The organism is Mesorhizobium sp. M8A.F.Ca.ET.207.01.1.1 (assembly GCF_004794715.1).
Classification (GTDB): Bacteria; Pseudomonadota; Alphaproteobacteria; order Rhizobiales; family Rhizobiaceae; genus Mesorhizobium.
In genome coordinates, this window is record NZ_SRUS01000521.1 from 1 (window position 1) to 292 (window position 292).

Consider the following 292-nt stretch of genomic DNA (forward strand, 5'->3'; position numbering starts at 1 on the left):
CTGTTCACCAAGATGACGCCGCCGCCGATGCAGGAAGGCGGCCTCGCCAACGCCTTCTTCGGCAGCGCGGTGATGTGTGCGCTGGCGATCGGCATCGGTACCCCGCTGGGCGTGCTGGCCGGCACCTGGCTGGCCGAGTACGGCAACGCCCGCAAGGCCGGCACCGTGGTCCGCTTCGTCAACGACATCCTGTTGTCGGCCCCATCGATCGTGCTCGGCCTGTTCGTCTACACCCTGTACGTGATGCAGACCGGTGGCAACTTCTCGGCGTTCGCCGGTGCCCTGTCGCTGG

The 292-nt window shown here is 67.5% G+C and carries 1 pseudogene; it reads left to right on the plus strand.

The features are described 5' to 3' along the window. Nucleotides 1-292: pseudogene (locus EN850_RS35655) on the plus strand (phosphate ABC transporter, permease protein PstA); the annotation flags it as partial.